This is a genomic window from Streptomyces sp. NBC_00536 (assembly GCF_036346295.1).
Classification (GTDB): Bacteria; Actinomycetota; Actinomycetes; order Streptomycetales; family Streptomycetaceae; genus Streptomyces.
Genome location: NZ_CP107819.1, coordinates 4,277,092 through 4,298,471, shown reverse-complemented (window position 1 = coordinate 4,298,471; position 21,380 = coordinate 4,277,092). Strand labels below are relative to the sequence as shown.

Genomic DNA, 21,380 nt, shown 5'->3' with positions numbered 1-21,380 from the left:
GTGGATCGGCCCGGAATGCCCGGTCCGCCCTCTTGACGATGCTAGAGGGTGCCCCTCGCGTTGTGGTCGGTTCAGGACGGGGTGAGGTCGTAGAAGGTGGCTCCGCCCACCGTGGTGGGCCGGTAGTTGGCCTTCACCCAGGTCTCGATGGCGCTGCTCGCGCCGCCGCCGGGACCGCCGCCACCACGGGTCGCGCCCTGGCCGCCGCCGCCCGCTTCGGTGCCCGCTTCCGTGCTCTGGGCGATGAAGTAGTGGATCTTCCCGGCCTTCACGTACTCCTGGAACCGCGCCAGGGTCGGTGACGGATCGCTGCCGTTGAACCCGCCGATCGGCATGACGGGTGCGCCCGAGGCCAGTTGGTAGCTCGCGGCGTTCTGCGCGCCGATGGCCGCGGCCGCCCAGGTGTACCGGTCCGCGTCCGCGCGCAGGGCCGCCACGGCCGCCGCGCTCGTCTTCGTACCGCCCAGCAGACCGCCCATGCCCCCGCCGCCACCGGGACGGCCGCCGCCGAAGCCGCCCTTGGCCCGGGCGCCCGTACCGCCCGTACGGCCTGCGGCGCCCTGTGCGCCCTGACCCGCGGGGCCGCCCGGCGCCATCGCGCCGGGTCCGGCTCCCGGTCCGGCTCCCTGGCCCGCGCCCTGCGGCGGTGCTCCCTGCGGGAAGCCTCCCTGGCCGCGCCCGCCTTCCGCCCCGGCGAACCGCGGTCCCCCGCCCATGCCGCCCGGGCCACGGCCGCCCGCCACCGCGGGGCCCGCCGTGACGATCGAGCCCGCGTGCGCGGTGCCCACCGTGTCCAGCGTGTACGCGAGGGGCCCGGCCAGCGCCGCGCCGACGCCCAGCGCCGCCACCGCCACGACCGCCCGGCGCCCGAGGCGCGCGCCCACCAGGAGACCGGCGGCCGCGAGCAGCCCGGCCACCAGCACCGTCCAGCGCAGCCACGGCAGATAGCCCGCGGCCCGGCCGAGCAGGACGTACGACCACACCGCGGTCAGCGCGAGGGTGGCGGACAGGGTGAGCGCCGCGGCCCGGCCGCCCCGCTCCTCCCACAGCACGGCCACGCCCGTACCGGTCAGCGCGGCCACGTAGGGCGCCAGCGCCACCGTGTAGTACTCGTGGAAGATGCCCTGCATGTAGCTGAAGACGAGCGCGGTGATCAGCAGGGAGCCGCCCCAGGCCAGGAACGACGCCCGGGCCATGCTCTCCAGGGAGTCGGTGGCCCGCCGGGCCCGCCAGGTGATCACCAGTCCGGCGACGAGCAGCACCAGCGCTGCCGGGAGCAGCCAGGAGATCTGGCCGCCGATGTTGGCCGAGAAGAGCCGGTCGATCCCGGTCTCGCCCCAGCCGCCGCCACCGCCGCCGGCCCGCGCACCGCCGCCGCCGACGCTGCCGGTCTCGTCACCGTTGATCCGGCCGAGACCGTTGTAGCCGAGGGTGAGTTCCAGGAAGGAGTTGTTCTGTGAGCCGCCGATGTACGGGCGGGAGGACGCGGGCCACAGCTCGACGATGGCCACCCACCAGCCGCCGGCGACCACCATCGCCAGCCCCGCGAGGAGCAGCTGCCCCAGCCTGCGGCGCAGCCGGGTGGGCGCGCAGACGGCGTACAGCAGGGCGAGCGGCGGCAGGATGACGAAGGCCTGCAGGGTCTTGGTGAGGAAGGCGAAGCCGACGGCGACACCGGCCCAGACCAGCCACTTGGTGCGGGCGCCGTCGAGGGCGCGCAGCACGCAGTGGACGGTGATGGTCATCAGCAGGGTCAGCAGCGCGTCGGGGTTGTTGAAGCGGAACATCAGCGCGGCCACCGGGGTGAGCGCGAAGACCGCGCCGCTGAGCAGCCCGGCCACCGGGCCGAACCAGCGGCGTACGGAGGCGTACAGGACGGCGGTGGTGCCGACGCCCATGAGGGCCTGGGGGACCAGGATCTGCCAGCCGCCGAGGCCGAAGAGCCGGACGCACAGGGCCATCGGCCACAGCGCGGCCGGCGGCTTGTCGACGGTGATCGAGTTCCCCGCGTCGGAGGACCCGAAGAAGAAGGCCTTCCAGCTCTCGCTGCCCGCCTGGACGGCGGCGGAGTAGAAGGAGTTCGCGTAACCGGAGGCGCCCAGGTTCCACAGCATGAGGACGCCGGTGACGAGGAGCAGCGCGGCGAGCGCGGGGCGCTCCCAGCGGGGCCGCAGGGGGATCGCGGCGGCCGGGGCGCGTTCGGGGAAGGGTGAGTCCAGCAGGGGCACGGCCGTGGTCATCGGAGGTTGTCCTTCGCGGGAGCGGAGCGGTCCGGGAAGACCCAGGCGCGCAAGAGCAGGAAGCGCAGCACGGTCGCGGCGAGGTTGGCGGTCACCAGGACGGCCAGCTCGGTGCCGTGCGCGGGAGCGGTGGTGGCCGCGCCGAGGGCGGCCAGGGAGCCACTGGTCAGGGCCAGTCCGATGGCGAAGACCACCAGTCCCTGGGCCTGGTGGCGCACGGCCCGGTCCCGGCCGCGGATGCCGAAGGTGAGCCGGCGGTTGGCGGCGGTGTTGGCGAGGGCGGAGAGCAGCAGGGCCGTGCCATTGGCGAGCTGGGGTCCGGCGCCGGAGCGCAGGGCGGAGTAGAGCGCCAGGTAGAGGAGGGTGCTCGCGAGGCCGACCGCGCAGAAGCCCATGAGCTGGCGGGCCAGTCCCCGGGGGACTCCGCTCAGGGCGCGGTCGCGCGGGTCGTCGCCGAAGGGGCGGGCGATCCGGTCGAGGGGGAGGGCGCCGACCGCGAGGGCCCGGCCCACCCGCCAGACCCCTTTGAGGTCCTCGGTGGCGGTGCGGACGATGTGGACCGTGGAGTCGGGGTCGTCCACCCAGTCGACGGGCACCTCGTGGATGCGCAGCCCGGCGCGCTCGGCGAGGACCAGCAGCTCGGTGTCGAAGAACCAGCCGGAGTCCTCCACCAGGGGCAGCAGCCGCTCGGCGACATCGCGCCGGATGGCCTTGAAGCCGCACTGGGCGTCGCTGAACCGGGCGGCGAGGGAGGACCGCAGGATCAGGTTGTAGGCGCGGGAGACGAACTCGCGTTTGGCGCCGCGCACCACGCGCGAGGCGGGGGCGAGCCGGGTGCCGATCGCGAGGTCGGAGTGACCGGAGATCAGCGGGGCGACCAGCGGCAGCAGCGCGTTGAGGTCCGTGGAGAGGTCCACGTCCATGTAGGCGAGGACCGGGGCGTCGGAGGCGGACCAGACGGTGCGCAGGGCCCTGCCCCGGCCCTTCTCCTCCAGCCGGGTGCTGCGGACTGCACTGACGGAGCGGGCCAGGCCGGCCGCCACCTCGGGGGTGCGGTCGGTGCTCGCGTTGTCGGCGATGGTGATGCGGAAGGCGTACGGGAAGGTGCGGGTCAGGTGCTCGTGGAGGCGGCGCACGCACGGGCCGAGGTCCTTCTCCTCGTTGAAGACCGGGATGACCACGTCGAGTACGGGTTGGCCGGGCCCGGGGGCGAGCGGCGCCCGGGCGGGCAGGGTCCCGGTCCCGGTCCCGCTCCCGGTCCCGGTCCCGGTCTTGGGAAAGGCGTCGGTTGGCATGCTCCGACTCTCGCCGGGCGGGCTGTCACGGCTGTGTGGTGAGGCTGTGGCCCGTCTGTGAGCCGGAGTGCCGTTCTTCGGCGTGGAGGGGCAGCTGGACCTCGAAGCGGGTCCGTCCCGGTTCGCTGCGCACGCCGACCATCCCGCCGTGGGCCGAGACGACGGCCTGCACGATGGCGAGCCCGAGCCCGGTGGAGCCCGCGTTGCGGGAGCGGGAGGCGTCCCCGCGGGCGAAGCGCTCGAAGACGTGCGGGAGCAGTTCGGGCGGGATGCCGGGGCCGTTGTCCTCGATCTCGACGCGGACGGAGGATGTTTCACGTGAAACACGGGCGATGACGGTGGTCCCGGGCGGGGTGTGGGTGCGGGCGTTGGCCAGCAGGTTCACCAGGACCTGCTGGATCCGGGCCGCGTCGGCGGCCACCAGGGCGGCCTCGGCGGGCAGTTCGAGGCGCCAGTGGTGTTCGCAGCCGGCCGCGCGGGCGTCGCTGACGGCGTCCACGACCAGGGGGGCCAGGTCGGTGGGGGTGGCGGACAGGGGGCGGCCCGCGTCGAGCCGGGCCAGCAGCAGCAGGTCTTCGACCAGGCCGGTCATCCGGGTCGCCTCGGACTCGATCCGGCCCAGCGCGTGCCGGGTGTCGGGGCCGGGTTCCTCGCGGCCCCGGCGCGTGAGTTCGGCGTAGCCGCGGATGGAGGCCAGCGGGGTGCGCAGTTCGTGGCTGGCGTCGGCGACGAACTGCCGGACGCGGGTCTCGCTCTGCTGGCGGGCGGTGAGCGCGGCGGAGACGTGGCCGAGCATCCGGTTGAGGGCGGCGCCGACCTGGCCCACCTCGGTCCTCGGGTCCGCCTCCGCGTCCGGGACCCGTTCGTCGAGGGCGGGTTCACCGCTGTGCAGGCGGAGTTCGGAGACCCTGGTCGCGGTGGCGGCCACCCGGCGCAGCGGGCGCAGGGCGACCCCGACGAGGGCCTGCCCGGCGAGGGAGGCGGCGATCAGACCGGCCAGGGTGACGCAGACCTCGACCCCGATCAGGGTGTTCACGGTGGAGTCGACCCCGTCGAGCGGGAAGCCCAGGACGAGGCTGCCGTCGGCCGCGGTGAGCACGCGGTAGGTGCCCAGGCCGTGCAGACGGACGTCGACCGGCCGCTCCTCGCCCGCCCTGGCTTCCCCGGCGGCGGCCACCAGGGCCTTGGTCTGGGTTTCGGTGAGCGGCTGGCGGTGGTCCGGGGCGGGTCCCTCGGCGGGCGCGCTGCGGGCGGCCGCGATGACCTTGCCGTCCGTGTCGAGGCGGACCCCGGCGGCGCCGAAGGGGCTGCCGGGTCCCAGGACGAAGGCGAGCGTGTCCCGGGTGGGCTTCGCCGCTCCGGGGCCCCGGACGGCCATGTTCACGGAGGTGGCGAGCTGGTGGTCGAGCTGGCCCACGAGATAGGAGCGCAGCACGAGGATGGTGACCGTACCGATCGCCGCGCCCACCACCGCGATGAGGACCACGGCCGAGACGACGAGCCGGGTCCGCAGCGACCAGGGCCGCCGGCCCGGCATCCGCAGCCGCAGCCGCAGCCGCACTATTCGCTCGGCTTGATCAGGTATCCGGCGCCGCGCCGGGTGTGGATCATCGAGGGGAGGCCGGGGCCGCTCTCCAGCTTGCGCCGCAGGTAGGAGATGTACAGCTCGACCACATTGGCCTGGCCGCCGAAGTCGTAGGACCACACGCGGTCCAGGATCTGCGCTTTGCTGAGCACCCGGCGCGGGTTGCGCATGAGGTAGCGCAGCAGCTCGAACTCGGTGGCGGTCAGGTGGATCTCCCGCCCGCCGCGGCTCACCTCGTGGCTGTCCTCGTCGAGCCGCAGGTCGCCGACGGCCAGTACGGACTCGCCGCGCGCGGCCTGGGCCGCGCCGGAGCGGCGGACCAGACCGCGCAGCCGGGCCACGACCTCTTCCAGGCTGAAGGGCTTGGTGACGTAGTCGTCGCCGCCCGCCGTCAGACCGGCGATGCGGTCCTCGACCGAGTCCTTCGCGGTGAGGAAGAGCACCGGGACCTGCGGGAGGCGGCGGCGCAGCTGGCCGAGCACGGCCAGCCCGTCCATGTCCGGGAGCATGATGTCGAGGACCACCACGTCGGGCCGGAACTCCGCCGCTATCCGCACGGCGCCCGCTCCGTCACCCGCGGTGCGGACCTCGCAGCCCTCGTAGCGCAGGGCCATGGACAGCAGCTCGGAGAGCGAGGCCTCGTCGTCCACGACGAGCACCCGGCACGGGCCGCCGTCGGGCCGGACGAGGGCCGTGGGGTTGCTGGTGGACGTGGACGCGTGGGAGGTGGTCGTCGCAGTCATGGCGACCACGTTCGCCCGCGCCGGTGAAAGCCCCCTTGGCCCTTTCTGTGATTCTCCTGAGAATCCCCGTCACGGCCGCCGGGTGTGCTCCGGGAGGCCGAAGAGCTTCGCGGCGTTGTCGTGGCAGACGGCGCGCAGCCAGTCGTCCCCGAGGCCGAGCCGTTCGAGGGCGGCCAGCTGGTGTTCGTAGGGGTAGGGGATGTTCGGGAAGTCGGTGCCGAGCAGGATCCGGTCGCCGAGCGCGGCGAGCCGGCCGAGGTCCCCGGCCGGGAAGGGGCTGGTCCGCTCGGAGAAGTCGGTGAAGGCCATGGTGGTGTCGAGGCGCACCTCGGGGTACCGGTCGGCGAGGTCCATGAACTCGGCGTACTCCGGCATCCCCATGTGCGCGATGACCAGCGGCAGCCGGGGGAACCGGGCGAGCAGCCGGGCCAGCGGCCCGGGCCCGGTGAACCCGGCGGGGGCCGGCATGGAACCGCAGTGGATCACGGTGGGGATCCCGGCCTCGGCGAGCAGCCCCCAGACGGGGTCGAGCAGCGCGTCGTTGGGGTCGTACGCGCCGACCTGGAGGTGGGCCTTGAAGATGCGGGCACCGTTGTCCACGGCCTGCCGGACGTATCCCCCGGCTCCCTCCTCGGGGAAGAAGGTCGCGGTGTGCAGGCAGTCGGGGGTCCGGGCGGCGAACTGCGCCGACCAGGAGTTGAGCCAGGCCGCCATGGCGGGCTTGTGCGGGTACAGCATGGCGGTGAAGGCCCGGACCCCGAACTCGCGCAGCAGACGGACCCGCTGCTGCTCCTCGTGCCGGTAGGTGATGGGCCACTGGGTGCCGGTCAGCGGCCCGACGGCGTCGAAGTAGTCCCACACCTTGGCCAGGACGCGTTCGGGCATGAAGTGCGTGTGGACGTCGACCAGCCCGGGGAGCCCGAGCCGCTCCCGGAAGGCGCGGACCGCCTCGGCCGTCCCCGTGGTCCCGGTCGGAGCCGCTGCTCCGCTCAACTGGATGCTCATGGCACACACCCTCTGCGGCGGCCCCCTCGCGTGTCCACGATTCGGCCGGGCCGGGTCAGAAGAGGCCGTCCTGCTCGGCGGCCGCGGGCGGGGGCGCCAGGTCCGTCCACGGCACCGGGACGGGCGGGTGCGGCCCCGCCGGGGCGGTGAGCGCCCAGCCGGCCAGCAGCCGGGTGTCGACCACCAGCCCGTCGGCGAAGTGCAGGTCCGGCCCGGCCGCGCCCACCAGCAGGCCCTCGACGACCCCGCCGGGCGTCATCTCGGTGATCACCCGGGTCGCCGTCGGCAGCTCGTCGAGCCGGAACAGCCCGGCGTGGTCGGCGACCTCGCACGCCGTGCGCTCCAGCGATTCGGGCCACCCGGTGAGCGCGGTGGCCCGCGCGTGCAGTTCGGCCACCTCGCGGGCCCGCTCCGCGGCGGGCGGCAGCTGCGCCCGTACGGCGCGCTTGCGGGCGTAGGCGATCCGGTCGGGCACGCCGAGGGCGGCCCGCAGCAGTTCCTCGGTGCGCCGGGCGGCCATCAGCGGTCCGCGTCCGAGCCAGCTCCAGGCCACCGCGCCCTGCTCGCGCAGCCGGTCCGGGCCGCGCTCCTCGGCGGTGATGCCGACCTTGACCAGGCCGGGTCCGAACCAGGCGAGGTAGACGCGGTAGGTGCGCGGATCGGCGGCGTTGGTGTCGGCGGCCACCGAGAAGGACCGGTCCAGGCGGGCGCATTCGGGACACTGGGCGTTGCCCGCGCGGCCGGGGACGGTGGCGGCGGTCGGGCAGGGGGTCCGCTTCCCGGCCCGCCGGACTCCCAGGCAGCGCCGCTCGCCCTGGGCGGCGAAGACCAGCCGCGCTCCGTGGGCGAGCACGCTCCGGCGCTCACCGGGCCCGGGGCCGTGGTTCCCGGGGCCGCGGGTCTCGGCGTACCAGCCGATGGAGGGCTGCCCACCGCTCCACCCCATACCGGTGCACCGCCAGGTCACAGCGGGAGCGGCCGCTCGAAGAAGGTCTCCAGGACCACGGTCGCCTGGGTGCCGCTCACGCCGTCGATGGCGTAGAGCCTGCGCAGGACGTCCTGGAGCTGCTCGGTCGTGGCCGTGCGGACCTTGACCAGGACCGAGGCGCTGCCCGCGATGATGTGGGCCTCCTGGATCTCCGGGATCGCGGCGAAGGCGGCTCCGGACTCGCCCATCCAGGCGGTGGAGTCGACGTGCACGTAGGCGAGCACCCCGCTGCCGACGGCAGCGGGGTCCACGTCGATCGTGGTCCGCCGGATGACCCCGCGCTCGCGCAGCTTGCGCACCCGCTCGTGGGTGGCCCCGGCCGAGAGCCCGATGGCGGTGCCGAGGGCGGCGTAGGACTGTCCGGCGTCCTCCTGCAGTCGCAGGAGGAGTGCCCGGTCGATGTCGTCCACGTGGTGTCCTGCCCGCCGGTGTCCCGCGGATCCCGGCGACTCCGGTGATCCTTTACCGAGACGCTACCGCATCCTGCGATACCGCCACCGGGCCAAACGTCATTCGGTCCGCTCGCGCTAGCGGGCGACGAACTGGGTCAGGATCGCCTGGACCTCATAGATGTCGACACCCTTGGTGAAGGTCTTCTGGAGCGGCGCCGCGGTGCCCGAGATCCAGATCTTCAGCTCGGCGTCCAGATCGAAGTGGCCGGCCGTCTCCACGGAGAAGTGCGTGATGCTCCGGTACGGGACCGAGTGGTACTCCACCTTCTTGCCGGTGATCCCCTGCTTGTCGACCAGCACGAGGCGCCGGTCGGTGAAGAGGATCGTGTCGCGTATCAGCAAGTACGCGGCATGCACCTGCTCCCCGTGCCCCAGCAGCCGCGCGTAGTCCCGCTGCGCCGACACGGGGTCGACCGTGTGCGCGTTCCCGAACAGACCCATGAGGGCCCCCCTCATTCCGGTGACAGATCCAACGCAAGAGGCCCCCTGGATTTCTCCAGGGGGCCTCTTGGGCTGTGCACTCGGCAGGATTCGAACCTGCAACCTTCTGATCCGTAGTCAGATGCTCTATCCGTTAAGCTACGAGTGCTTGTGCTTCCCGGGGTTTTGCGCCCCGTTGGCCTTGCGAGAACAACAATACATGGACCTCGGCGGGACGCGAAATCCATTGGCCAAACACCGTCTGACCTGCGGAAACACTCCGGAACGGGTGATTCAAGGGAGGTCGGTCGGGTGCCCCGGCGGGGACCCGCGGCGCCCCCGTGTGCCCCGAACGCACCGAAGCCCCGGTCCAAGAGGACCGGGGCTTCGGTGAGGTGCGGAGGCGGAGGGATTTGAACCCTCGATGGGGGGTAAGCCCCAAACCGCATTAGCAGTGCGGCGCCATAGACCGGACTAGGCGACGCCTCCAGCACACCCCCGCGTACGAAGGTGCGTGCAGATGATGACACAGGCGCAGGGCCGCTCACCAATCCGCTCTTACGGTACTAGGCAGCAAGCCCCGAGGGCAAAGCCTTAAGCCCACGGAAAGCAGGCGGAACGTCTGGGCCCGCTCGTCGTTGGGCAGGCGTACGACGTACGGACGACCTGGAGTGCCCCATGCTGCGTCTCGCCGCCTTCGCCGTCACCACGTCCGCCCTGGCCGCGGCGGCCTCCGGACCGCTGCCACCACTGCCCCTGGGCCTGCTGGCATCGCCCGACCGGCTCACCGTGAGCGTGTCCTCCAGCGGCAACCCACGGGCCGACGGGGAGTACCGCCTGGAGTGCGGCACACCTCCGAGCGGTACGCACCCGCAGGCGGCGAAGGCCTGCGAGCGGCTCGACGAACTCGCCGAGCAGCACAAGGACCCCTTCGCCCCGGTCTCCAAGCGGCAGCTCTGCACCCAGCAGTACGGCGGGCCCGCGACCGCCCGGGTCACCGGTACCTGGCACGGACACGAGGTGAACGCCCGGTTCGAGCGCACGAACGGCTGCGAGATCGACCGGTGGAAGCAGTTGGAACCTCTGCTTCCGAGTGCGCGTTCCTGACCAGGGAGGATGCGGTCGGGATGCGGGATATGCCCGACTCGGGCACCGCATCCACCGTCCCGCCGGGAGGCCGTGCCCTTAGACTCCTCCCGTGTCATGCCAGTAGTCGTGGTCAGGGAGGAAGCTCGTCGTGAGCAGCAGGCCATCCCGAGGCGCTGCTCGCCTCGCAGCAATACTCGACGCTCTTCCTGACGCACTGTTGCTCGTGAACGCCAACGGCACAGTCGTCAACGCCAATTCGATCGCGCTCGAGGTGCTGGAGAGTCCCGGTACGGGACTCGTGGGGCGTGGAGTGCTCGACCTCCTGCCCGGATTCGACTCGAAGCTGATCCCGGGTTCCATGCGCCGTCCCGACGAGGACAAGGAACAGCGCGCCACCCCGATGCGGATGGTCGCGCGCCGCACCGACGGCACCGAGTTCCCGGTCGAGGTCACCAGCGCCAATCTCGACGGCCGCGACGCCTACCGCGACCCGCACCCCGGTTACACGGGCGACGAGCTGCTGATGCTCGTCGTACGCGACCTCACGGGGACCCTCGACACCGAGGCCGAGCTCGCCCGCTCGCAGCGGCAGACCGAGATGATCCTGCGCGCCGCCGCCGAGGGCGTCGTCGGCACGGACACCGAAGGACGCGTGGTGCTGGTCAACCCGGCCGCCGCGCAGATCCTCGGATACCGCGCGACCGACCTCGGCAACCGCGAACTGCACGGGCTGATCCAGCACTCCCGCGCCGACGGTTCGCCGTTCCCCTTCGACGAGTCCCCGCTCGCCGACACCCTGCGCAGCGGACGCAAGCACCGGGTGCGCGGGCAGGTCCTCTGGAACAAGGCCGGCAAGCCCGTCTCCGTCGACCTGACGACCTCCCCGGTCCGTGACGGGGAGCTGCTGGTGGGGGCCGTCATGACCTTCACCGACCGGCGCCCCTACGACGCCCTGGCGGCGCGCCACGCGCAGCTGCTGGCCGTCCTCGGCGACTCCCTGCGCGGGCCGCTGGAGGAACTGCGGGGCGAACTGGCCACCCTGGCCGCGGACGACGCCGGGCAGCTGTGGCCCGAGGCGAACCAGCTGCTGCACCATCTGGCGGCGGGCTACGCCCGGATGACCACGCTGGTCGACAACGTGCTGGGCTTCCAGCGGCTGGACGCGGGCACCGAGAAGCTCGCGAAGAAGAAGGTGCTGATCGACGGGGTCGTCACGGCCGGTGTCGACGGCGCGGTCGAGCTGATCGGGCCGGGACGCGCGCAGTTCGCCGTCCACGCCCCGACCATCGAGGCCGAGATCGACGCGGAGCGGATCTCCACGGCGCTCGCCCACCTGATCGCGGACGTCGCCGGGGTGGACGCCACCGGCAAGACCCCCCAGGGCAGCGGCTACACGGACTCCACGATCGTGGTCGCCGCCGCGCAGCGCGGAGACGTCGTACGGATCGAGGTGCGCGGCCCGTACAGCGGCGGCAACGCGGTGCACGAGCCGATCGTGCGGGGCATCGTGGCCGCGCACGGCGGTGTCCTGCAGACCGTGAAGGTGCCCGGGGCGCCGGGCGGTGCCTTCGTACTGGAACTCCCCCTGGGATCGGGGGCGGGGACCGTGACCCTGCCCGAGCCCGCGCCGGAGCCCGGTCCGGGACAGCCCGCGGCGGACGGCTCCGATGACGCCAAGGACGGCAAGGGCGGCCCCGGCGGCCGTCGGGCCCGGCGCGGTGTCGACGCCTTCCTCGACGACGAGGTCCGCTCCGGCCGGCCGGCCGCGGCGGACTCCGGTTCCGGCGGCGCGCTCGCGCTGCCCTCCGGGCGGCGCCGCGCGGCCGATGCCGCCCCGGCGGCCGACGCCCCCGCGGGCGGCGGTCTGGAACAGTCCCCGGTGAACCCCGCCGGTCTCGGTACGGGCCGCAGGCGCGGCCGGGCCGGTGACGGCGACAGCGGCGCCCCCGAGGGCGCCGCCGGTGACGGCGGCCCCGAGGGCGGTCCGGCCCGGCGGCCGGTGCCCCCGCAGGGCATGCCCGCCCTCCCGCCCGCGCCGGCGCAGGCCCCGTCCGGTGAGGCCCCCGCGGGCCGTCGCCGTGCGCTGGGTCCCGCGCAGGCGCCCGGGCAGGGCAACGACGGACCCGACCGGCCGCAGCAGCCCGTACCGGCCACCGGTCTGGCGCCGGTGGCCCCCGCGCCCGGCACCGGGACCAGCAGCGCCGGTGTCCGGCGGGCGCTCGGCGGCCCCCAGGTCCCCGCGCCCGCGGCCGCCCCCGCGCAGGTCCCCGCTCCGCCGGTCCCCGCGCAGGCCCCGGCTCCTCAGGCCCCCTCCCTTCAGGTCCCCGGCGAGGGCCCGTCACCGGCCGCGGCCGAGCCGCAGGTCAAGGCGGATTCCGACGGGTCCCCCGAGTCGCCCACGGGGCGGCGCCGCGCCCTGCCGGCCACCCCCGCCTGGCCGGTACCGGCCGCGCGGACCGCTCCCGAGGACACGGACCCGGGCGCCGCCGTGGCGCTGCCCGGCGCCCGGCAGCCCCGGGACACCGCGGCCCCGGCCCCGGCCGCCCAGCCGATCAGCGTGCGCCCCTTGGGCAGCACCCTGGGCCAGGGCATCGCCGTCGACTCCGGTTCCGGTCGCAGGCGGCGGCTGTCCGAACCCGCGCCCCAGGGACGGGCCTTCGCCATAGGAGCCCCCGAGGCCGGCTCCGCGGAAGGTCCCGAGCCGCTCGACGGGCCCGGTGGCGCCGTCGAGGTGGTCAACCGGCCCGCCCCGCGCCCGATGGACGACGAGCTGCCGCCCGAGCCACTGGACAACCCGCGGCGGCTGCTGGTCTGGCCCGCCCCGGACGTACAGACCGAGCAGGCCCTGAGCGAGCGCGGCTACCGCCCGGTGATCGTGCACTCGCGCGAGGAGGTGGACGCGCAGATCGCCGCGTTCCCCGCCGCGCTGTTCGTGGACCCGCTGACCGGGCCGATCACCCGGACGGCCCTGCAGTCGCTGCGGCAGGCCGCGGCGGCCGCCGAGGTGCCCGTCCTGGTGACGGCCGGGCTGGGGCACGCGACGCGTGAGGCGGCGTACGGCGCCGATCCGGCCGTACTCCTCAAGGCGCTCGCGCCGCGCGACAGTGAGCAGCACCCTTCCCGCGTCCTGCTGATCGAGCAGCACGACGAGATCGCCACCGCGCTGACCGCCGCCCTGGAGCGGCGCGGCATGCAGGTGGCGCGGGCGGGCGCCGACACCGACGCGGTGGAGCTGGCCACCCGGATGCGGCCCAACCTCGTGGTCATGGACCTGATGCAGGTCCGCAGGCGGCGGGCCGGGATCGTGGACTGGCTGCGCGCCAACGGCCAGTTGAACCGGACCCCGCTGGTCGTCTACACGACCGCCGGGATCGACCCGTCCGAACTGCCGCGGCTCGGCTCCGGCGAGAGCGTGCTCTTCCTCGCCGAGCGGTCCACCACGGCCGAGGTGCAGGGCCGCATCGTGGACCTCCTGGCCAAGATCGGGACCAATTAGCGACCCTGGTCCGATGGCCATCATCGACACGACCGAACGCAGCGTCCCAGCGGACAACGGAGAGGTGAGCCTCCTCATCGCCCGGCAGGTGGAGCCGGGCCACGAGGAGGCCTTCGAGGTCTGGGCGCGCGGGATCCTGGAGACCGCGGCGACTTTCCCGGACCACCTGGGGTACGGCCTGTTCCGCCCGGCGACCGAGGGCGGCCCGTGGTTCCTCGTCCACCGCTTCCGCGACCAGGCGGCCTTCCAGCGGTGGCAGGACTCGGCCGAGCGGGCCCGGTGGTTCGCCAACTGCCAGGGCCATCACCACACCGAGATAGCCCGCCGTGAACTGCACGGCATGGAGACCTGGTTCGCCAAGCCCGGTACGACCCGGCCCGCGCCGCCGCGCTGGAAGATGGCGGTCAGCTCGGGTCTGGCCATCTTCCCGATCTCGCTGCTCGGCAACGCGCTGCTCGGGCCGTACCTGGTGAACGTGAACTTCGTCCTGCGGACGGCCGCCTTCGCCGTCGTCTTCAGCACGCTGATGACGTACGTGGCCATGCCCGCCGTCAGCAAGCTGCTGCGGCCATGGCTCACGCGCGGCTGACGGTGGTCAGTCGAGCTTGGTGACGTCCAGCTCGCCCTCCGCGTACTGCCTGCGGATCACCTTCTTGTCGAACTTGCCCACGCTCGTCTTCGGTACCGACTCGATGACCGTCCAGCGCTCCGGCAGCTGCCACTTGGCGATGGACTGGGCGAGGAACGCGCGCAGGCCCGCGTAGTCCACGGTCGCGCCCTCCTTGAGGACCACCGTGGCCAGGGGGCGCTCGCCCCACTTCTCGTCCGGGACGGCCACGACGGCCGCCTCGGCGACCTCGGGGTGGGCCATGAGGGCATTTTCCAATTCGACGCTCGAAATCCATTCCCCGCCGGACTTGATGACGTCCTTGGCCCGGTCCGTCAGCGTCAGATAGCCGTCGGGGCTGATCACACCGACATCGCCGGTCTTGAGCCAGCCGTCGGCGCTGAACTTGTCCTCGGGACGCAGCGGTTCACCGGCCGCGCCGCCGTAGTAGGCGCCCGCGATCCAGGTGCCGCGCACCTCCAGCTCGCCCGCCGACTCGCCGTCCCAGGGCAGTACGTCCCCGCCCGGGCCGATGAGGCGCGGCTCCACCCCTGCGGGGAAGCGGCCCTGGGTGAGGCGGTAGGGCCACTCCTCCTCGGCGCTGAGCCCGGCCGGGGGGTGGGCCATGGTGCCGAGCGGGGAGGTCTCGGTCATGCCCCAGGCGTGGCAGACACGGACGCCGAGCTTGTCGTAGGCCTCCATCAGGGAGGGCGGGCAGGCCGAGCCGCCGATGGTCACGTGCTTCATGGAGGTCAGGTCGCGGGGGTTCGCGGTGACCTCGGCGAGCAGTCCCTGCCAGATGGTGGGGACGGCCGCCGCGTGCGTGGGGCGCTCGCGTTCGATCATCTCGGCAAGTGGCGCGGCCTGCAGGAAGCGGTCCGGCATCAGCATGTTGATGCCGGTCATGAAGGTGGCGTGCGGCAGGCCCCAGGCGTTGACGTGGAACTGCGGGACCACCACGAGGGTGGTGTCGCGGTCGGTCAGGCCCATCGACTCGGTCATGTTGACCTGCATGGAGTGCAGGTAGATCGAGCGGTGCGAGTAGATGACGCCCTTGGGGTCCCCGGTGGTGCCGGAGGTGTAACACATGGCGGCGGCCTGGCGTTCGTCCAGCTCGGGCCAGTCGTAGGTGTCCGGGCGTCCGGCCAGGAGCTCCTCGTACTCGTGCACGCGGACGTCCAGGCCTTCGAGCACCGAGCGGTCGCCGGCGCCCGCGACCACGACGTGGTCGATGGTGGGCAGGTGCGGCAGCAGCGGTGCGAGCAGCGGCAGCAGGCTGCCGTTGACCAGGACGACCCGGTCGACGGCGTGGTTCACGATGAAGACCAGCTGCTCGGGGGGCAGCCGCAGGTTGAGCGTGTGCAGGATCGCGCCCATGGAGGGAATCGCGAAGTATGCCTCGACATGCTCAGAGTTGTTCCACATGAGCGTAGCCACACGGTCGTCCTGCTGGACGCCCAGCTCGTCCCGCAGGGCGTTGGCCAGGCGGGTGGCACGGACGCCGATCTCGGCGAAGCTGCGCCGGTGCGGCTCGGCTTCCCCGGTCCAGGTCGTGACCTGGGATTTTCCGTGGATCGTCATACCGTGTCGAAGTATGCGGCTGACAAGCAGTGGTACGTCCTGCATGGTGCTCAGCAAAGCGTCCTCCCGGTGGGCGCTGCGGCGCTGCGGCGGCTACGGATGCTGCCGATTCTGCTCACGTACCGGTCGGCATGTCACTACCCGGAGGGGGAGACTCACTGTTTCACGTGAAACATGCCGCTCCCGGGAGTACGGCTGGCCTGTTTCACGTGAAACAGGCCGGAGGCCGGGGTCAACGGACCGGGATCAGCGGACCGGGGTCAGCGGACCGGGGTCAGCTCCGGGTCCTCGCGCAGCTTGACCAGAGCGCGGGAGACGGCGCTCTTGACCGTGCCGATCGACACCCCGAGCAGCTCGGCGGTCTGGGCCTCGCTCAGGTCCTCGTAATAGCGGAGCACCACCATGGCCCGCTGCCGGTCGGGCAGCCGGGTCACCGCGCGCCACATCGCGTCGCGCAGTGCCTGGGCCTCGGCGGGGTCGGCCGCCGGTGGCACGTCCGTCTCCGGCAGCTCGTCGCAGGCGAACTCGTCGACCTTGCGCTTGCGCCACTGGGAGGTGCGGGTGTTGACCAGGGCCCGGCGGACATAGCCGTCGAGGGCCCGGTGGTCCTCGATGCGGTCCCAGGCGACGTAGGTCTTGGCGAGGGCCGTCTGCAGCAGGTCCTCGGCGTCGCACGGATTGGCGGTCAGTGACCGTGCGGTGCGCATCAGGGACGTCCCGCGGGTCCGTACGTACGACGAGAACGACGGGTACGAGGACGGGTACGACGACGGGTGCGACGACTGGTTCGATGCGTACGTGCACACTGGCGTGGTCATAACCCCACGCTAGGAGCGGCGGCGGCCCCGGGGATCGGCCGCAGGTGCCGAAACGGGGTCCCTCTCAGGTTGTAGGGCGGGGGTTTCCCCCACCTCCTGAAGGTGGAGGAGGCGGGGGACTCCCAGAAGACGCCCTAGCGGTCGACGCCCAGGATCAGGCCGGAGGTCGGCACCCCGGTACCGGCCGTGACCAGGGCGTGGGCGGCGCCCTCGACCTGGTTGACCGAGCTGCCGCGCAGCTGGCGCACCGCCTCGGCGATGCCGTTCATGCCGTGCAGGTAGGCCTCGCCGAGCTGGCCGCCGTGGGTGTTGAGCGGGAGCGTGTCGGCGGCGACGTAATCGGCGGCCTCCCCCGGCTTGCAGAAGCCGAATTCCTCCAGCTGCATCAGCACGAACGGCGTGAAGTGGTCGTAGAGGATGGCGACGTCGATCTCCGAGGGGCGCAGCCCGCTGGTCCGCCACAGCTGCCGGGCCACCACGTCCATCTCCGGCAGGCCGGCGAGGTCGTCCCGGTAGAAGCTCGTCATCGCCTCCTGGCGGCGTCCCGCGCCCTGCGCCGCCGCCGTGATGACGGCGGGCGCCCGGCGCAGGTCCCGGGCCCGCTCCACGGTCGTGACGACGATCGCCTGGCCGCCGTCCGTCTCCTGGCAGCAGTCCAGCAGCCGCAGGGGCTCGACGATCCAGCGCGAGGCGGCGTGATCGGCGAGGGTGATGGGCTTGCCGTGGAACCAGGCCGCCGGGTTGGTGGCGGCGTACCGGCGGCCGGTGACGGCCACGTGCCCGAAGGCCTCGGGGGTCAGCCCGTAGGCGTGCAGATAGCGCTGCGCGGCCATCGCCACCCAGGAGGCGGGGGTGAGCAGGCCCCAGGGCAGGGACCAGCCGAGCGCCGCGCCCTCCGCCGACGGCTCGCGCTGCTGCACCCCGGAGCCGAAGCGGCGGCCGCTGCGCTCGTTGAAGGCGCGGTAGCAGACGACGACCTCGGCGACCCCGGTGGCGACGGCCAGGGCGGCCTGCTGGACGGTGGCGCAGGCCGCGCCGCCGCCGTAGTGGATGCGGGAGAAGAAGGAGAGGTCCCCGATCCCGGCCGCCTGGGCGACGGTGATCTCGGGGCTGGTGTCCATGGTGAAAGTGACCATGCCGTCGACATCGGCGGGGTTGAGCCCCGCGTCGTCGAGTGCGGCGTGCACGGATTCGACGGCGAGCCGCAGTTCGCTGCGGCCGGAGTCCTTGGAGAATTCCGTCGCGCCGATCCCGGCGATGGCGGCGCGGCCCCCGAGGGAGTCCCTGGCGTGGACGCTCATGCCGCGCCCCGCGTCCCGGGATCGGACTCGGCCTTGGTCGCGGGCGGGCTCTCGGGCGCGGTCTCGGGCGGGGTCGCGGGCGTCAGGGTGGCGGTGACCGTGCCGGTGACGTGGTGGCCGATGCCGTTGGCGCCGACCACCTTGATCTCTACGGTGTCCGCGGCCACGGCGGTGACCGTGCCGGTCAGGATCATTGTGTCGCCCGGGTGGTTCGGCGCGCCGAGGCGGATGGCCACCTTGCGCAGTACGGCGCCCGGCCCGAGGTGATCGGTGATGTACCGGCCGACCAGCCCGTTGGTCGTCAGGATGTTCATGAAGATGTCCGGGGAGCCCTTCTCCCGCGCCAGCGTCGCGTCGTGGTGCACGTCCTGGTAGTCGCGGGAGGCGATCGCGCCCGCGACGATCAGCGTGCGCGTGACCGGTATCTCCAGCGGCGGCAGGCTGTCGCCCACCCTCATCGCGTCGGCTCTCATCGCTCAGACCTCCTGCGCCAGTACGGCGCCCAGTTCCGCCAGTAGTTCGCTGCCACAGCCGAGGTACGCGTCCAGCTGGCGCCCCCAGAGGAAGTGCCGGTGGACGGGGTGGTCCAGGTCGGCGCCCATCCCGCCGTGCAGGTGCTGGCCCGCGTGCACGACCCGCTTGCCCGCTTCCGAGGCCCACCAGGCGGCGGTCAGCGCGTGCTCGCGCGCCGGGAGCCCCTGGTCGATGCGCCAGGCCGCCTCGTAGGCCGTGACCCGGATCGCCTCGGTGTCCATGTACGCGTCGGCGGCGCGCAGCATGACCCCCTGGTTGGTGGAGAGCGGGCGGCCGAACTGCTCGCGTTCGCCGGTGTGGGCGACGGCCCGGGCCAGGGAGCCCGCGCAGACGCCCGCCTGCAGCCCGGCGAAGGCCGTGCGCGCGCTCGCGAGCACCGCCGCGTACGCCTCTCCGTCCGCGCCACCGTCCCCGAGCCGTTCGCCTTCGGCGCCGGTCAGGGTCAGCCGGCCGGCCGACCACGGGGCGGTGGTCTCCTCCCGCGCCGTCCCGGCTCCGGGCGCGTCCGTCCGTACGAGCCACAGCGCCCGGTCGGTGTCCGGGACCAGCACGTGCGTGGCGTCCCGCAGCCACGGCACGGCCGGGGCCGTACCGGTGAGGCGGCCGTCCGCGTCCGCGGTGAAGCGGCCGCGCGCCGGGAAGGCCCCGGTGGCCACCGCCTCGCCCGAGCCGAGTGCGGGCAGCAGCCGGGCGCGCTGCTCCGCGCTGCCGTGGGCGGCGACGGCGAGCAGCCCGTACACGCAGGTGGCGGCGAAGGGGACCTGGGCGGTGGTGCGGCCCTGTTCCTCCAGCAGCAGCACCAGGCCGAGCAGCCCGATGTCCTCGGTCGCGGCGATCAGCCCGGAGCCCGCGAGGGCCTTCCACAGTTCGGCGTCGGACCCGGTGCCGGCGGCCGCGAGGCGCTCGTGGGTGGCCAGGTCCCGGAAGATCTGTGCGGCCAGGCCGGCGGCGGCGGCCTGGTCCTCGGTGGGGTGGAAGTCCATCAGGCCTCGCTCCCCCGGAAGACGGGCAGTTCCAGTTCCTCGTCCACGCGCAGGAACTCCAGCTGTACGGGCATGCCGATGCGCACCTTGTCGTAGGGGACTCCGGTGATGTTGCTGACCATCCGCACGCCTTCGGCGAGTTCGACGACCGCCACCGCGTACGGGGGGTCGAAGGCCGGGAAGGGCGGGTGGTGCATGACGACGTAGCTGAAGACCGTCCCGGCGCCGGACGCCTCGACCGTGTCCCAGTCCAGGCAGGCGCAGTCGTTGCACCCGGGGAGCCAGGGGAAGCGGAGGGCCGCGCAGGAGGCGCAGCGCTGGATGAGCAGCCGGTGGTCCTGGACCCCGTCCCAGAAGCCCTGGTTGTCGCGGTTGACCACGGGCCGGGGCCGCCGGGCCTTGGCCTTGGCTTGTGCCCGGTCCTCGGCACGTGCCCGGTCCTCGGCCTGTGCCCGGTCCTCGGCCCGGGGGGCGGGGGCGTACTTCAGGATGCGGAAGCGGTGGGTCCCGGCGAGTTCGCCGTCGGCACGGATGTCCATCCGGGTGGTGACGAAGTGCCCGGTGCCCAGCTTGGTGGTCTTGCGGGGGGACACGGACTCGATCACGGCGTCGAAGGTGACCGCGTTCCCCGGGCGCAGGGGCCGGAGGTACTCCTGCTCGCAGTCGGTGGCGACCACGGAGGTGTATCCGGCGCCGTCGAGGAGGACGAACAGCTCGTCGTAGGCGGAGGAGCGGTCGGTGTGACCGGAGAGTCCGCCCATCGTCCAGGCCTGGAGCATCGTGGGCGGGGCGATCGCGTCGGGGCCGGTGTACGCGGGATGGGTGTCGCCCATCGCCTCGCACCAGTGGCGGATCATCGGCTCGTTGACCGCGTCCTTGCCCCGGCCGGAGGTGGCCGCGGCCCGCCCCTCGAAGGCCTTGAGCAGCGGATACAGCTCGTCCCCGGTGTGTCCCGGGCCGGTGTCCGGGCCGGGGCCCTCGCTCTGTGTGGTCGCGGTCACCGCTTCCTCCCCTTCATGCCGAGCCGCATCATGGCGACGATCTCGCGCTGGACCTCGCTGACCCCGCCGCCGAAGGTGTTGATCTGTGCGGCTCGGTTCATCCGCTCCAGTTCGCCGCCCCCGAAGGCGGCCGGTCCGCGTACGAGGGCCTCCTCGCCCACCACTTCCTGGCAGATCCGGTACACCTCGACGGTGGACTCGGTGCCCAGGAACTTCACACCGCTCGCGTCACCGGGGGCCAGGCTGCCCGCGCCCACGTCCTGGACGAGGCGCCAGTTGAGCAGGCGTACGGCGGCCAGCCGCGCGTGCGCCTCGGCGAGCCGGGACCGCACCCAGGGATGGTCGGCCGGCCGCTCACCGGTGGCGGGGTCGGGGGTCCGGGCATGGGCGAGGGCGGCGTCGTAGAAGTCCTCGGCCTGCATGCCGATGGCGGCGAGGGCGACGCGCTCGTGGTTCAGCTGGTTGGTGATCAGGCCCCAGCCGCCGTGCTCGGGGCCGACGAGGTTCCCGGCGGGGACGCGGATGCCGTCGTAGTAGGTCGAGGTCGTCGTCAGACCGCCGACGGTGTCGATGGGGGTCCAGGAGAAGCCCGGGGCGTCGGTGGGGACGAGGATGATGGAGATGCCCTTGTGCTTGGGGGCCTCGGGGTTGGTGCGGCAGGCCAGCCAGATCCAGTCGGCGTTCTGGGCGTTGGATGTGAAGATCTTCTGGCCGTCGATCACCCAGTCCCCGGCGCCGCCGGCGTTCCCGGCGTTCCCGGCGCGGACGGCCCTGGTGCGCAGGGAGGCGAGGTCGGTTCCGGCCTCGGGCTCGGAGTAGCCGATCGCGAAGACGATCTCCCCCTTGAGGATCCGGGGGAGGAAGAAGTCCTTCTGCTCCTGGGTGCCGTAGCGCATCAGCGTCGGGCCGACGGTGTTGAGCGTGACCATGGAGACGGGCGCACCGGCCCGGTAGGCCTCGTCGAAGAAGACGAACTGCTCGTCGGGACCGCGCCCTTGACCGCCGTACTCGACGGGCCAGCCGAGACCGAGCAGGCCGTCGGAGCCGATGCGGCGCAACAGGGCGCGCTGGCCGGCCGGGTCCTGGGGCGCTCCGTCCGGCATCGCGTTCTGGAAGTACTCGCGCAGTTCGGCGCGGAGCCTCAACTGATCTTCGGTCGGGGCGAGGTGCACGGCGCAGGCCTCCCGGCATCACACATCATCAAGTGAACCTGACTGTCCGTCAGATTCCCTTCCGATGTCA

18 protein-coding genes and 2 tRNA genes are annotated in these 21,380 nt (G+C 73.1%); 3 read left to right on the top strand and 17 right to left on the bottom strand.

Features of this window, described 5'->3' with window-relative positions; all coding sequences use genetic code 11:
* Positions 1-71: 71 nt before the first annotated feature.
* From OHS33_RS18810 to OHS33_RS18765, 10 genes are all read right to left on the bottom strand, one after another.
* Positions 72-2,240 carry an ArnT family glycosyltransferase gene (locus OHS33_RS18810; RefSeq protein ID WP_330331586.1) on the bottom strand — a complete coding sequence of 723 codons (2,169 nt, stop codon included), beginning with the start codon at positions 2,238-2,240 and terminating at the stop codon, positions 72-74.
* Positions 2,237-3,535, bottom strand: coding sequence for a glycosyltransferase (locus OHS33_RS18805; protein WP_330331585.1), 1,299 nt, complete (start codon positions 3,533-3,535; stop codon positions 2,237-2,239). Before OHS33_RS18805 ends, OHS33_RS18810 begins: the two co-directional genes overlap by 4 nt.
* 25 nt (positions 3,536-3,560) lie before the next feature.
* Positions 3,561-5,072, bottom strand: coding sequence for a sensor histidine kinase (locus tag OHS33_RS18800; protein ID WP_330335097.1), 1,512 nt, complete (start codon positions 5,070-5,072; stop codon positions 3,561-3,563).
* A 23-nt stretch (positions 5,073-5,095) separates the two neighbouring features.
* A complete protein-coding gene (locus OHS33_RS18795; RefSeq protein WP_330331584.1) occupies positions 5,096-5,863 on the bottom strand; it encodes a response regulator transcription factor in 768 nt (255 codons plus the stop codon).
* A 69-nt stretch (positions 5,864-5,932) separates the two neighbouring features.
* The gene (locus OHS33_RS18790; protein WP_330331583.1) at positions 5,933-6,868 is read right to left on the bottom strand and encodes an amidohydrolase family protein; all 936 of its coding nucleotides are present in this window, start codon (positions 6,866-6,868) and stop codon (positions 5,933-5,935) included.
* A gap of 55 nt (positions 6,869-6,923) precedes the next feature.
* On the bottom strand, positions 6,924-7,814 hold the full coding sequence (locus OHS33_RS18785) for a DUF2797 domain-containing protein (RefSeq protein ID WP_330331582.1): 891 nt from the start codon (positions 7,812-7,814) through the stop codon (positions 6,924-6,926).
* A gap of 17 nt (positions 7,815-7,831) precedes the next feature.
* Positions 7,832-8,266 carry an Lrp/AsnC family transcriptional regulator gene (locus tag OHS33_RS18780; protein WP_330331581.1) on the bottom strand — a complete coding sequence of 145 codons (435 nt, stop codon included), beginning with the start codon at positions 8,264-8,266 and terminating at the stop codon, positions 7,832-7,834.
* A 117-nt stretch (positions 8,267-8,383) separates the two neighbouring features.
* Positions 8,384-8,749, bottom strand: coding sequence for a PH domain-containing protein (locus OHS33_RS18775; RefSeq protein WP_330331580.1), 366 nt, complete (start codon positions 8,747-8,749; stop codon positions 8,384-8,386).
* A 75-nt stretch (positions 8,750-8,824) separates the two neighbouring features.
* Positions 8,825-8,897 (bottom strand) — tRNA-Arg (locus OHS33_RS18770).
* A 229-nt stretch (positions 8,898-9,126) separates the two neighbouring features.
* Positions 9,127-9,217, bottom strand: a tRNA-Ser gene (locus OHS33_RS18765).
* Between the two features lie 189 nt (positions 9,218-9,406).
* On the opposite strand from OHS33_RS18765, the gene OHS33_RS18760 reads away from it, so the two are divergent.
* The 3 genes from OHS33_RS18760 to OHS33_RS18750 all read left to right on the top strand — a co-directional run bounded on the left by OHS33_RS18760 (position 9,407) and on the right by OHS33_RS18750 (position 13,902).
* A complete protein-coding gene (locus OHS33_RS18760) occupies positions 9,407-9,835 on the top strand; it encodes an SSI family serine proteinase inhibitor (RefSeq protein ID WP_330331579.1) in 429 nt (142 codons plus the stop codon).
* A gap of 130 nt (positions 9,836-9,965) precedes the next feature.
* Positions 9,966-13,313 (top strand): PAS domain-containing protein, encoded by a 3,348-nt coding sequence (locus OHS33_RS18755; RefSeq protein WP_330331578.1) that lies wholly within the window; start codon positions 9,966-9,968, stop codon positions 13,311-13,313.
* A 13-nt stretch (positions 13,314-13,326) separates the two neighbouring features.
* The gene (locus tag OHS33_RS18750; protein ID WP_330331577.1) at positions 13,327-13,902 is read left to right on the top strand and encodes an antibiotic biosynthesis monooxygenase; all 576 of its coding nucleotides are present in this window, start codon (positions 13,327-13,329) and stop codon (positions 13,900-13,902) included.
* A 6-nt stretch (positions 13,903-13,908) separates the two neighbouring features.
* Here the strand turns inward: OHS33_RS18750 and OHS33_RS18745 are convergent, their stop codons facing one another.
* The 7 genes from OHS33_RS18745 to OHS33_RS18715 all read right to left on the bottom strand — a co-directional run bounded on the left by OHS33_RS18745 (position 13,909) and on the right by OHS33_RS18715 (position 21,310).
* Positions 13,909-15,558 carry a long-chain fatty acid--CoA ligase gene (locus OHS33_RS18745; protein WP_330331576.1) on the bottom strand — a complete coding sequence of 550 codons (1,650 nt, stop codon included), beginning with the start codon at positions 15,556-15,558 and terminating at the stop codon, positions 13,909-13,911.
* Between the two features lie 203 nt (positions 15,559-15,761).
* Complete coding sequence (locus OHS33_RS18740; protein WP_330331575.1) at positions 15,762-16,319, bottom strand: SigE family RNA polymerase sigma factor; 558 nt, start codon at positions 16,317-16,319, stop codon at positions 15,762-15,764.
* A gap of 134 nt (positions 16,320-16,453) precedes the next feature.
* Entirely contained in the window at positions 16,454-17,620 is a 1,167-nt protein-coding gene (locus tag OHS33_RS18735) for a lipid-transfer protein (RefSeq protein ID WP_330331574.1), read from the bottom strand.
* Complete coding sequence (locus OHS33_RS18730) at positions 17,617-18,078, bottom strand: MaoC family dehydratase (RefSeq protein ID WP_330335096.1); 462 nt, start codon at positions 18,076-18,078, stop codon at positions 17,617-17,619. The genes OHS33_RS18735 and OHS33_RS18730 overlap by 4 nt, the downstream gene beginning before the upstream one ends.
* An 18-nt stretch (positions 18,079-18,096) precedes the next feature.
* Entirely contained in the window at positions 18,097-19,137 is a 1,041-nt protein-coding gene (locus OHS33_RS18725; RefSeq protein ID WP_330331573.1) for an acyl-CoA dehydrogenase family protein, read from the bottom strand.
* Positions 19,137-20,138 (bottom strand): bifunctional MaoC family dehydratase N-terminal/OB-fold nucleic acid binding domain-containing protein, encoded by a 1,002-nt coding sequence (locus OHS33_RS18720; RefSeq protein ID WP_443065318.1) that lies wholly within the window; start codon positions 20,136-20,138, stop codon positions 19,137-19,139. The genes OHS33_RS18725 and OHS33_RS18720 overlap by 1 nt, the downstream gene beginning before the upstream one ends.
* The gene (locus OHS33_RS18715) at positions 20,135-21,310 is read right to left on the bottom strand and encodes an acyl-CoA dehydrogenase family protein (protein WP_330331572.1); all 1,176 of its coding nucleotides are present in this window, start codon (positions 21,308-21,310) and stop codon (positions 20,135-20,137) included. The genes OHS33_RS18720 and OHS33_RS18715 overlap by 4 nt, the downstream gene beginning before the upstream one ends.
* Positions 21,311-21,380 lie beyond the last annotated feature (70 nt).